This window comes from Vreelandella mediterranea (assembly GCF_970647075.1).
Window position 1 is genome coordinate 1,729,566 of the sequence record NZ_OZ310198.1, and the last position, 11,885, is coordinate 1,741,450.

At 59.5% G+C, this 11,885-nt stretch carries 11 protein-coding genes and 1 tRNA gene; 4 read left to right on the forward strand and 8 right to left on the reverse strand.

Translation table 11 applies throughout. The features are described from left to right. Positions 1-2: 2 nt before the first annotated feature. The 3 genes from ACWFVE_RS08075 to ACWFVE_RS08085 form a co-directional block, all read right to left on the reverse strand. Positions 3-968 carry a hypothetical protein gene (locus ACWFVE_RS08075; RefSeq protein WP_447530512.1) on the reverse strand — a complete coding sequence of 322 codons (966 nt, stop codon included), beginning with the start codon at positions 966-968 and terminating at the stop codon, positions 3-5. Between the two features lie 107 nt (positions 969-1,075). Next, on the reverse strand, positions 1,076-1,705 hold the full coding sequence (locus tag ACWFVE_RS08080) for a hypothetical protein (protein ID WP_447528764.1): 630 nt from the start codon (positions 1,703-1,705) through the stop codon (positions 1,076-1,078). Positions 1,706-2,008: 303 nt separating this feature from the next. After that, positions 2,009-2,093 (reverse strand) — tRNA-Leu (locus tag ACWFVE_RS08085). Between the two features lie 279 nt (positions 2,094-2,372). Between ACWFVE_RS08085 and ACWFVE_RS08090 the strand changes: the two genes are divergently transcribed. The 4 genes from ACWFVE_RS08090 to ACWFVE_RS08105 all read left to right on the forward strand — a co-directional run bounded on the left by ACWFVE_RS08090 (position 2,373) and on the right by ACWFVE_RS08105 (position 6,354). Next, positions 2,373-2,897: a ComF family protein gene (locus ACWFVE_RS08090; RefSeq protein ID WP_447528765.1), complete on the forward strand. Its 525-nt coding sequence runs from the start codon at positions 2,373-2,375 to the stop codon at positions 2,895-2,897. A 28-nt stretch (positions 2,898-2,925) separates the two neighbouring features. Then, positions 2,926-3,912 carry a serine/threonine protein kinase gene (locus tag ACWFVE_RS08095; protein WP_447528766.1) on the forward strand — a complete coding sequence of 329 codons (987 nt, stop codon included), beginning with the start codon at positions 2,926-2,928 and terminating at the stop codon, positions 3,910-3,912. A 306-nt stretch (positions 3,913-4,218) separates the two neighbouring features. Then, a complete protein-coding gene (gene folE, locus ACWFVE_RS08100) occupies positions 4,219-4,770 on the forward strand; it encodes a GTP cyclohydrolase I FolE (protein WP_447528767.1) in 552 nt (183 codons plus the stop codon). Positions 4,771-4,893: 123 nt separating this feature from the next. Next, positions 4,894-6,354 carry an NAD-dependent succinate-semialdehyde dehydrogenase gene (locus tag ACWFVE_RS08105; protein ID WP_447528768.1) on the forward strand — a complete coding sequence of 487 codons (1,461 nt, stop codon included), beginning with the start codon at positions 4,894-4,896 and terminating at the stop codon, positions 6,352-6,354. A gap of 104 nt (positions 6,355-6,458) precedes the next feature. Here the strand turns inward: ACWFVE_RS08105 and purH are convergent, their stop codons facing one another. The 5 genes from purH to accC all read right to left on the reverse strand — a co-directional run bounded on the left by purH (position 6,459) and on the right by accC (position 11,857). Further along, a complete protein-coding gene (purH, locus tag ACWFVE_RS08110) occupies positions 6,459-8,039 on the reverse strand; it encodes a bifunctional phosphoribosylaminoimidazolecarboxamide formyltransferase/IMP cyclohydrolase (protein ID WP_447528769.1) in 1,581 nt (526 codons plus the stop codon). A gap of 44 nt (positions 8,040-8,083) precedes the next feature. Then, positions 8,084-8,380, reverse strand: a complete 297-nt coding sequence (gene fis / locus ACWFVE_RS08115) for a DNA-binding transcriptional regulator Fis (RefSeq protein WP_447530513.1) — start codon at positions 8,378-8,380, stop codon at positions 8,084-8,086. Between the two features lie 14 nt (positions 8,381-8,394). Continuing rightward, entirely contained in the window at positions 8,395-9,435 is a 1,041-nt protein-coding gene (gene dusB, locus ACWFVE_RS08120) for a tRNA dihydrouridine synthase DusB (RefSeq protein ID WP_447528770.1), read from the reverse strand. 88 nt (positions 9,436-9,523) lie between these two features. Next, positions 9,524-10,435, reverse strand: a complete 912-nt coding sequence (gene prmA, locus ACWFVE_RS08125; protein WP_447528771.1) for a 50S ribosomal protein L11 methyltransferase — start codon at positions 10,433-10,435, stop codon at positions 9,524-9,526. Positions 10,436-10,516: 81 nt separating this feature from the next. After that, positions 10,517-11,857: an acetyl-CoA carboxylase biotin carboxylase subunit gene (gene accC, locus ACWFVE_RS08130; protein WP_447528772.1), complete on the reverse strand. Its 1,341-nt coding sequence runs from the start codon at positions 11,855-11,857 to the stop codon at positions 10,517-10,519. Between the last annotated feature and the right edge of the window lie 28 nt (positions 11,858-11,885).

Genomic DNA, 11,885 nt, shown 5'->3' on the forward strand with positions numbered 1-11,885 from the left:
GTTTAAAAGTAGTCGCGGCTGATCTCGCGCTGAAAGTACATTTCCAGGCGCATCGTCATCGCCCAGCGCGGGTCGTAGCTGACATCGCGCTGAAAATGCAGCTCCGGAATCACATCCGCAAACAGAATGCCCTTGTGCAGGTCGCGGCGGTAACGGGTTTGCAGGTAGTAATCGGTCATGCGCGGGGTCGAAACGCTCTCGCCTATGGCAATCGCCGAGTAACGCAGCGCACTGCGGTCGTTGATGCGGTGATTGAGCTCGGCCACTTCGCTGTACTCGAGAGTGTCTTCTTCTTCGCGCCACTGCACGGTGCTGATAAAGCGAAGGTGGCGGCGCTCGCTCAGCGCCCGGCCGATGTCCCAGCGGGTGCGGGCGTTGTACCCGGAATTGTTGAACCAGGAGAGCCGGTTGAAGGACTCGAGCTGCCAAGGGCCATCGCCTATATCCCACAAGCGTTCGCTGGTGAAGCGCACGTAAGGGTCGATGGGCAGGCGCAGCCGGACACCGGCGCCAAACCGGTTGCTCCAGTTTTCACGTTTGTCGCGGCTTTCGAGCCAGTCAAGACCGAGTATCGAGTTGCTGCGGTCGCGCTGGTCGTTATAAAGCCGCCCCGAGCCCTCTTCAGCAAGTGTTCCCTGGCTCTCGTCCGGGTCGCTCTCGATGACCAGGCGCAGGCGCTCTTCGGTAGTGGGTAGATCGATTCGGTAGCGGATGCTGGTATCGCCATCGACGCCTTCTCCCTCCATCCAGTCGATTTCCTGACCAAGGCGAAGGTAGGAGTCGTTTTCAGCGGAGGCGGTGTAGTGGTCGCCCCCAAAAAAAGCGTCCACGTTGCGTGAGGTATTGTCGACCCAGTTACCCACACTGGCGCGAAAGGGCTCTACCTGCTCCGTCGCCCAGTCAGACAAATCACTATCTTCCTCTTGTTGTGCATGGGCGGGTAGCGAAAAAGCGACGAACGAGCCCATACAAAGCGAGGCAATAACTAACTTCATGATAAAACGTCCCTGAATGGTGGTGCGGGCAGGCAGCCGCTCAATCAGCTGCCTTGCCGGTGTTATCTTGTTTTACAGTGTTACTTCGCCTTGTGAAGTTCGACCTCTTCGGCCCACTTGATCACCTTCTTACGCTGGAGGTAGCTGGTCATACGCTGAGTATCGATACTTTGGGGGATGAGCTGGCGGTTCGGCTCGGCGTTGACGTCCAGGTCGAAACAGCGTGAGGCGCCAAAAGGCTTGTCTTCCGGCCCGTAAATGGCGATCACGCGTATTTCCATTTTAAGGTTCGACTGCTCGATGGTTTGCTGATCGACATTCCAGTACTTTCGAACCTGCTCGATGATCGAGCCAAAGCTTTGAATATGAATATTGTTGCCGGAGGTAAGCGGCCCCTGGTGGGTACGGTAGTTATCTTCGCCTTCGTCATCGCTTTGCTGCTGGTATTCCACTACGTCGAGCTCATAGGAGTGGCTATCCGTATGCAGGACCGCAATGACATGCTGAAGATAAACCGATTCGGTGCTCATGTTGCTGACCAGGCAAAGCGCTTCGGTACCGATACCTTTACCGCGGTTGATGATGATGCGAGGGCGACGCTGGCGGGAGTAACTGTGAAAAAGCAGTTGGGCGTAAAAAAGCCAAACAAAAAGCGTTAAAGAACTGGTAAGCGCCGAAATTGCCTGCGCATTCTCATCGAGCCATTCCATGGCAGATCCCTTGAATGAAGTCATTTGTAGCGCGCTAATTTAGCCTGGCAGGCGCCAAAAGTCATTAGCCCAGGTAAGGCGTAATAAAAAGCCGCGCGGATTAGGGGCGACGAATTGTCAGCCACTAAAAGGTACTTTAGTTTGAAGTGCGAGCAACGGAATTTGAAGTACGAGCAACAAGGACTGGGCGCCGAAGAAGTGCGTTAAGCCGTCAATTGGCCAAGTCACGATCCGGTCACACGGGATGATTCAGGGAGTCTAGAAGGAATACTAAAAGGAGGGAAAAACTGAAAAAAATCAAATTGGTGCGGATGGGGAGACTCGAACTCCCACACCTTACGGCACTAGAACCTAAATCTAGCGTGTCTACCAATTCCACCACATCCGCAGAAGACGAGGCGTATAGTATCAATATTTAGCGCTAAGTCAATAAGGTGCCAGAAGAAATTATTACCGAACAGGTGGGATTGCCATGGGGTTAATGAAGTGGGGCAGGATAGCCAATGCGGCATTTAAAAAAGCGCTGCCGGGATACTGCGCTTTCTGTCTATCGCCAAAGGCCGGAGTAGAAGGGTGGTGTGACGAATGCTATTCGCTTCTTGCGCATAACAACTGCGGCTGCCCCCGGTGCAAGGAGCCACTGCCATCGTGTTATACCGGGGCTGAAATGGCGCTTTGCGGCCACTGTCTGGTCGAGCCGCCGGCGTTCGCCGCGACCACCGCCGAGTTTCTCTACCTGGAGAGCGTTAAAGAGCTCGTACGCGATTTTAAGTTCCACGCCTCGCCCCGGGCGGGCATGCTGTTGGTGGAGTTGATGCTAACGCGTCCACCGGCGGCGGTGGGTGATGCGCTCATCGGCGTGCCTATGCACCCGGCTAAAGCGCGCGAGCGCGGCTTCAACCAGGCACACTGGCTTGCCCAGCAGCTCGCCAAGCGTTTGGGGCGGCCCTTGCTCACCGGAGAGTGTATTAAAAACCTACCCTCGCAACGCACGCTCAACCGTAAGGAGCGCGCGGCCAATTTAAGAGGTGCCTTCAAGCTTCCTCAAAGGCTTCCATCCCACGTAACCGTTATCGATGATGTCGTTACAACGGGGGCCACCGGGCACGAGTTGGCGCGCAGGGCGTTAAGCGCCGGCGCGAGCCGGGTCGATCTCTGGGCGCCGGCGCGCACACCTCTGGGAAGTAACTGATAGAATGGGCGTTTTGCAGGAGCAGCGTATGGCCCACGCATTTAGCGCACTTTCCCCGGATGCGGTGATGTCCGCCGCCGAATCCGTTGGCATCTATCCGGTCGCCGAGCCCTTTGCGCTCAATAGCTACGAAAACCGCGTGCTGATGTTCCAGGACGATGACCAAAGACGCTGGGTGGTGAAGTTTTACCGCCCCGGGCGCTGGAGCGACGCTTCAATCGAAGAAGAGCACGGCTTTCTTGCCGAGTTAGAGGCCGCCCGCGTACCGGTCAGCGCCCCCTGGCGCGATGGTCAGGGCCGCTCGCTACACACCTACGTGCATGGCGACCAGCCATTTCGCTTTGCACTATTCCCCCAATGTGTGGGCCAGGCACCGGAGCTCGATAACCCCGAGCATCTTTTCGCGCTGGGGGAGCTATTGGGCCAGCTGCACGAGCAGGCTGTTAAGGGCAGCTTCGAGCACCGCCACACACTGCATTTCGAAAAAGACATAAAGGACGCCGAGGCGCGGGTGCTGGCAAGCGGCCGGTTAGGCGAGCAGCAGCAAAGAGCCTACTGCCAGGTAATCGATAAAACGCTTGCGGCCTTGGCGCGGCTTGGCGTCGCCAAAACACCCTTGATACGTACCCACGGCGACTGCCATCTGGGCAATATTCTGGGCCGCGACGAGCGTTTTCACCTGGTCGATTTCGACGATTGCCTGATGGCGCCCGCCATTCAAGATGTTTGGATGCTGCTGCCCACCGGTGAGCCCGATAGCTGGCAAGCTCAGCTGAGTGAAATCGTCGAAGGTTACGAGCAGATTAGACCCTTTCCCAGCGAGCAGCTTGGCGTGATCGAGCCGCTAAGAGCCTACCGTTTGATTCGCTACACAGCGTGGCTGGTGTCGCGCTGGGAGGATCCCGCTTTCCCCCGTGCGTTTCCCTGGGTGGCCGAAAGCGGCTATTGGGACCAGCACATTCGCCAACTGGAGCAGCAACTGCTTCAACTAAGCGAGCCGCGCTGGCTTGCATGAGAGCGGCTCGTTAAAGCGCGGGGCGTTGGCAGTGGCGTTTGAATGTCGGGATGTGGATGTTTAACCACGGTTTTTGGTCGGTTTTACCCTGCCAACCAAGCCCCGGGTAGGGTAAAATGCGCGCACTCCATCGCTTTTAACTTTTCGCTTTTAATGATTCAAACGTTCATGGGCCTGGCGGCTTATGGCGTAAAAGCGCCTGAAAGCAGTTTGCCATGGGGCGGCACGCATCCCCGCGCTATCGATGAACCCGCAGTGTGTTCTAAAGCCCGTGTCGCCCATCAGTTAGGTTGAATGAGGCTCGTCATGACCGATGACATTGCAAAGAACTATCGCGACATTATTACCGCCCTGGGCGAGGACCCGGACCGGGAAGGACTGCGGGATACGCCCACCCGCGCCGCCAAGGCGATGCAGTTTTTGAACGCGGGCTATAAAACCTCGCTCGATGAGATCGTCAACAACGCGGTGTTCGAGTCGCAAACCGATGAGATGGTGCTGGTCAAGGACATCGAACTCTACTCCATGTGCGAACACCATCTGCTGCCGTTTATCGGCAAGTGCCATATTGCCTACCTGCCCGATGGCAAGGTGCTGGGGCTTTCAAAGTTCGCGCGTATCGTCGATATGTACGCCCGGCGTATGCAGATCCAGGAGAACCTGACCCGCGAAATCGCTGAAACGGTGCAGGAAGTGACCGGCGCGAAAGGCGTGGGCGTCGTGATCGAGGCGCGCCATCTTTGCATGATGATGCGCGGGGTCGAGAAGCAGAACTCGAGTATGACCACCTCGGTGATGCTGGGTCGCTTTAGAAGTAGCCAGGCAACGCGCCAGGAGTTTTTGACGCTGGTGAACTAAGCGAGGAAATTTCACTACCTGAAAGCAAACATTTGGTCAAACGGGCAGATTCGTCTTAGCATGAAACGATTGAAATGAATCGAGCATGGAAATCACCGACGACCTTCGGGTCAGGAGACTGTCATGGAAGCGCTCAAGGAAACCGAACTGTACTGCCCGTTTGCCTATATAGACGGTAGCTGGGTCGCCGCCGACAGCGGCGAGCAGATCAATGTCATCAACCCCGCTACCGGCGAAAGCATGGGCGACATGCCGCGCCTTGGCCGCGCGGAGACCGAGCGGGCGATCGACGCCGCGGACCGCGCGCTGCCCGCCTGGCGTGCGCTGACCGCCCTGGAGCGCTCGGATTTGCTGTTCAAGTGGTATGACCTGATGATGGGTCATCAGCACGACCTGGCCGTGCTGATGACCCACGAGCAGGGCAAACCCGTCAAGGAAGCCGAAGGCGAAATCGCCTACGCGGCGAGTTTCATTCGCTGGTTCGCCGAAGAGGCGCGTCGGGTTTATGGCGAAACCATCCCGGCGGCGAAAGCCAGTCAGCGCATTGTGGTGACCAAACAACCCGTGGGCGTGGTCGGGGCGATCACCCCCTGGAACTTCCCGGCGGCCATGATTACCCGCAAGGCCGGGGCGGCGCTCGCCGCGGGCTGCACGATCGTCGTCAAGCCTGCCAGCCAAACGCCGTTTTCCGCCACCGCGCTTGCGCTTTTGGCCGAGCGTGCGGGCATCCCTCGCGGTGTGTTCAACGTGGTGCCGGGCAGCGCTTCCGAGATCGCTAAAGCGCTGACCGACTCGCCCAAGGTGCGCAAGATTACCTTCACCGGCTCTACCGAAGTGGGCCGCGAGTTGATGGCGCAAGCCGCGCAGCACGTGCAGAAAATTTCCCTGGAGCTGGGTGGCAACGCGCCCTTTATCGTCTTCGAAGACGCGGATCTCGACGCTGCCGTCGAAGGCGCGATGGCGGCCAAGTTTCGCAACGCCGGACAAACCTGTGTGTGCACCAACCGCTTTTTGGTGCAGTCCAGCGTGATCAACGCGTTTTGCGAAAAGCTGGCCGTGGCGATGAATAGCGAGCTGCACGTCGGTGACGGCACCGAGGCCAATGTTAACGTGGGCCCTTTGATCAACGAAGACGCGGTCAAAAAGGTCAGCGAGCACGTTCAGGACGCCGTGGATAACGGCGCTGAGCTGCTGTTGGGGGGCCAGCCGCACCCGCTGGGCGGCAACTTCTTCACGCCGACGCTGATCAACTTCGCCAACGACAAGATGAAGGTCGCCCACGAAGAGACGTTTGGCCCGCTGGCGGCGGTGTTCCCCTTCGATGACGAGGAGACCGCCATCGAGATGGCCAACGATACCCAGTACGGTCTGGCCTCCTACTTCTACTCGAAGGATCTGGCCCGGGTATGGCGTGTCTCCGAGGCGCTCGAGTACGGCATGGTGGGGATCAATACCGGGCTGATCTCTAACGCCGCCGCGCCCTTTGGCGGGGTGAAGGCCTCTGGCCTTGGCCGCGAGGGTGGCCATCAGGGCCTCGAGGAGTACCTGGAGACCAAGTACCTGTGTATGGAGCTTGGCAGCTAATCGATCGGTCGATAGTGGCCAGTCTAAAAAAGCCCGGGCAAATGCCCGGGCTTTTTAATGGAGGAGCCGCTCGGCTAATGGGCGGCGGCTCTTTCCCGTCGTACTTAGTGGCGGAAGTGGCGCATACCGGTAAAGACCATGGCGATATCCGCCTCGTCGGCGGCGTCGATCACTTCCTGGTCGCGCATGGAGCCGCCTGGCTGGATGACCGCGGTGATGCCCGCTTTTGCGGCGGCGTCGATGCCATCGCGGAAGGGGAAGAAGGCGTCCGAGGCCATGACCGAGCCTGGCACGGTGAGGCCTTCGTCCGAGGCCTTGATACCAGCGATTTTAGCCGAGTAGACGCGGCTCATTTGACCGGCACCCACGCCAATGGTTTGACCATCCTTGGCGTAGACGATCGCATTGGATTTGACGAACTTGGCAACCCGCCAGGCAAACAGGAGATCACTCAGTTCTTGCTCGGAGGGCGCGCGTTTGCTGACCACGGTGAGTTCGTCGCGGGTGACCGCGCCCTGGTCGAGCTCCTGCACCAACAGACCGCCGTTGACGCGCTTGTAATCCAGCGCGGCTTTTACGTTCCGGCCCTCTAATGCAGCGGTTTCCAGCAGGCGTACGTTCTTTTTCTCGGCCACGATGGCGGCGGCTTCGTCGCTGACGCCGGGGGCGATGATCACTTCAACGAACTGGCGCTCCACGATGGCGCGGGCGGTGTCGGCGTCAAGCGCTACGTTGAAGGCGATGATGCCGCCAAAGGCGCTGGTCGGGTCGGTGGCGAAGGCCTTGTCGTAGGCTTGCAGGGCCGTGGCGGCGGTGGCCACGCCGCAAGGATTGGCGTGCTTGACGATCACGCACGCCGTTTCATCGAAGGCCTTGACGGCTTCGAACGCCGCGTCGGTATCGGCCACGTTATTGTAAGAAAGCGGCTTGCCCTGGCGGATTTTGGCCGTAGCCACGCTTGGTTCACAAGCGTTCGGGTCGACATAGAACGCCGCCTGCTGGTGCGGATTTTCGCCGTAGCGCATGTCCTGCTTTTTGTTCAGTTGCAGGTTGAAGGTGCGCGCGAAAGTAGCGTCGCTTTCGCTGACCTGGCGACCGAGGTAGTTGGCGATCGCGCCGTCGTAGCCGGCCGTATGCTCGAAGGCCTTGACCGCCAGATCGAAACGGGTCGCTTCGCTTACGGCGCCATTCTGGGCGGCCATCTCACCCAGCACCCGGGCGTAGTCACTGGTGTTGACGACGATGGTGGTGTAGGCGTGGTTCTTCGCGCAAGCGCGCACCATGGTCGGGCCGCCGATATCGATGTTTTCGATAGCGTCTTCAAGGGTGCAGTCGTCCTTGGCCACGGTAGCCGCGAAGGGGTAGAGATTCACCACCACCATATCGATGGGGTCGATATCGTTTTCCGCCATGACCGCATCGTCCTGGCCCCGACGCGCCAGAATGCCGCCATGAATTTTGGGATGCAGCGTTTTTACGCGGCCATCCATGATTTCCGGAAAGCCGGTATGCTCGGATACTTCCTGCACCTCGATGGCGTTTTCCTTGAGTAGGCGAAACGTACCGCCCGTCGAGAGCAGGGCAACGCCTTGCTCGCTCAGCCCGCGGGCGAAGTCGACGATGCCGGTTTTGTCAGAAACGCTCAGGAGGGCGCGGCGAACAGGAGTGTGGGTACTATCTGCCATTGGATGCTCGTAAGAGTCAGGGATTAAAAACGACAACGCCCCATTTAAGGGGCGTCACTTTCGATTAGGCTGTACTGCTTCAACTTCTTGCGCAGTGTGCCTCGGTTGAGTCCCAGCACGTCGGCGGCTCGCGTCTGGTTGCCGTCGGTGTGGTCCATCACGCAGGCAAGAAGCGGTGCCTCTACTTCGGCCATCACCATGGCATAAAGATCTGTGGCCTGACTGCCATCGAGATGCTCGAAGTAACGGCGCATCGCGCTTTCCACGGCTTCTCTCAAAGGTTGGGGGCCCGCTTGCGGGTCTGGGCCCTGGGCACCGAGAGAAGTCACTTCGCTATTCATTATAAAACGTTCGTTCATGCAGCATGGCTTCCTTTTGCTAGCAGGTGCGCCGCGGCGTCAGGCGTCATCGCCTCGTTGATCCATTCAAACTGTGCCTGAGGGGTGCTGAGCGCATTGAATTGTTGTTTTAATGACTTGCGTTGGGCCTCGTCGAAGCGGGCGTCCTCGTCGAGATACCAGCCCAGATGTTTGCGCGCAATGCGCACGCCCATGGTGTCACCGTAGAAGGCATGCAGGGCGGCGATGTGCTCGTCGAGCACGACGCGACGCGTGGCCAATGAAGGTGGTGCAAGGCGTTCACCGTGGGCCAGGTAGTGATTGATCTGTTCGAATATCCAAGGGTTGCCTTGGGCGCCTCGACCCACCATGAGCGCATCCGCCCCGGTATAGTCGAGCACGAAAGCGGCCTTCTCGGGCGTGGTGATATCGCCGTTGGCGATCACTGGAATCGACAGATGAGAGGCGACTTCGGCGATGGTGTCGTACTCGGCACAACCAGTATAGCGCTGTTCCCGGTGTCTTCCATGTATCGCCAATGCTTTGATCCCGGCGGACTCGGCAAGCCTTGCGATGTTCAGCGCGTTGTTGGAGTCCTGACACCAGCCGGTACGGATTTTAAGCGTCACGGGGATATCCACCGCGCGCACCACCGCGTTTAGTATCTCGGCCACCAGCGCTTCGTCGCGCATCAATGCCGAGCCCGCCGCTTTATTGCACACCTTCTTGGCCGGACAGCCCATATTGATATCGATCACCTGGGCGCCAAGCTCGGCGTTGAGCCGGGCGGCGTTGGCGAGCATCGCGGCGTCACCGCCGGCGATTTGCACCACCCTGGGCGATGGCTCGCCGGTATGGTCCATGCGCAGCTGAGATTTGCGGGTGCGCCAAAGCGAAGGGTCGGAGGTCACCATTTCACCCACTACCCAGCCTGCGCCAAGGCGGCGGCAAAGCCTGCGAAACGGCCGGTCGGTCACGCCGGCCATGGGGGCCAGCATTACCGGTCCATGAAGGGGGTAAGGCCCAATGTCAGGAAGCTTAAGGGTCGATAATGTCATGATGATTCAAGCGTTGGGCGAGCGGGTGGGCGCGTTAAAGGGGCGTATGATACGCCTACCCGCTAACAGGGTGAAGGCCCTGCGGCAATTATACCGGCCGCTTGCCGGTCAGGCGCACCCAGCCTTCGCGTACCGCCGGCTCGTCGATCACAAGCCCCTGGGCTTCGTAGGCTTTAATGACTTCATCGGCCTGGTTGGCCAGAATGCCGGAAAGCGCGATATGGCCGCCCGCGGCCACGTGACCGGCGATGGTGTCGGCCAGTTCGATCAACGGCCCGGCCAGGATATTGGCGGTCACGATCGGGTAGTCGCCGCCTTCGAGTTGCTCCGGGTAGTAAAGCGATAGCCGCTCTTCGGCTACTTGGTTACGCTCGGCGTTTTCGCGGCTGGCCTGCAGCGCCTGGGGGTCGATATCGGTGGCATCGGCTCTATCGGCGCCCAGCTTGAGTGCGGCGATGGCAAGAATGCCCGAGCCACAGCCCACATCCAGTACGGTCTTGCCCTCGAGGCTGCCTTCGACCGCCAGGCCGTCGAGCCACTCGAGGCAAAGCGCGGTGGTGGCGTGGGTGCCGGTACCAAACGCCAGGCCCGGGTCGAGGATCAGATTGACCGCATCAACGTGGGGAGGTGTGTGCCAGCTGGGCACGATCCAGAGCCGCTCGCCCATTTGTAGAGGGGCGAAGTCGTCCATCCACTCGCGCTCCCAGTCACGATCCGCCAAAAGCTCGTACTCGATACTCGGGCAGGGTTCGCCGGGCATCTGCTCGGCCCAGGCCGCCTCGATGCGTGAAAGCATCGCGTCGATGCCTTCCAGGTCGTCGTACAGGCCGGTCAAAATGGTGTCTTGCCAGAGTGGGGTAGTGCCCCGGTCGGGTTCGAACACCGGGTCGTCCTCGGCGTCTTGCAGGCCGATGGCGGTGGCGCCTTCTTCCAGTAAAAGTTCCTCGAGAAGTTCCGCCTGCTCGGGGGCGACGTGGGCGCGAAGCTGTAGCCAGGGCATGGCACTCTCCGAAAATGATGAACGGGGGAAACGATAACGGGGTGGCCAGGCCACCCCGTTAGACGCGATTGCAAGCGTGGATTAGCTGCTCAGCTTTTTCTCGAGATAGTGAATATTGACGCCGCCCTGGCGGAAGTAGCTATCCCGTACCAGATCTTTTTGCAGGTCGATATTGGTTTTGATCCCTTCGACCAGTAGCTCGTCGAGGGCGTTGCGCATACGCGTCAAGGCGGTCTCACGGCTGGCGCCCCAGGTGATCAACTTACCGATCAAGGAGTCGTAGTGCGGCGGCACGCTGTAACCTGTGTATATGTGCGAGTCCATGCGTACGCCAAGCCCGCCCGGGGCGTGATAGAGCGTCACCTTGCCCGGCGAGGGCATGAAAGTACGCGCGTCTTCGGCGTTGATCCGGCACTCGAAGGAGTGGCCGTTGATCTGAACGTCTTCCTGGCGAATCGACAGCGGCAAGCCCGAGGCGATACGCAACTGCTCCTTGACGATGTCGACGCCGGTGACCATTTCGGTCACGGGGTGCTCGACCTGGACCCGGGTATTCATCTCGATAAAGAAGAATTCGCCGTCTTCGTAAAGAAACTCGAAGGTGCCGGCACCACGGTAGTTGATTTCCAGACACGCCTGGCGACACGCTTCCAGTACTTTGGCGCGGGCGTCCGGGTCGATCCCCGGCGCCGGGGCTTCCTCCAGCACTTTTTGATGGCGACGCTGCAAGGAGCAGTCGCGGTCATAAAGGTGGATGGCGTTGCCCTGGCCGTCGGCGAGTACCTGGACTTCCACGTGACGCGGTTTTTCCAGGAATTTTTCCATGTACACCGTGCCATCGCCGAAAGCGGAGTGGGCTTCGGTGCGGGTCACGGTAATCGCCGAGAGTAGGTGGCCTTCGGTGTGCACCACGCGCATACCGCGGCCACCGCCGCCGGCGGCGGCCTTGATGATGACCGGGTAGCCGATACGGTTCGCCGTGGCCAAGTTGGTGGCATCGTCGTCACCCAGCGGCCCATCGGAGCCGGGCACGGTCGGAACGCCGGCTTCTTTCATCGACTCGATGGCGCTGACCTTGTCGCCCATCAGGCGAATGGTCTCGGCGCGTGGCCCAATGAAGGTAAACCCGGAGCGCTCGACCTGTTCGGCGAAGTTGGCGTTTTCGGATAAAAAGCCGTAGCCGGGGTGTATGGCGCTCGAGTCGGTCACTTCGGCGGCGCTGATCAGCGCGGGGATGTTGAGATAGGACTGGCTCGAGGCTGCCGGCCCAATGCATACCGCTTCGTCGGCCAGGCGTACGTGCATCAGGTCCCGGTCGGCCTTGGAGTGCACCGCTACGGTCTTGATCCCTAGCTCTTTACAGGCGCGAAGAATACGCAGGGCAATCTCGCCGCGATTCGCGATAAGTACCTTATCCAGCATGGGAGAATCCACCCGTATTGAAATGAAA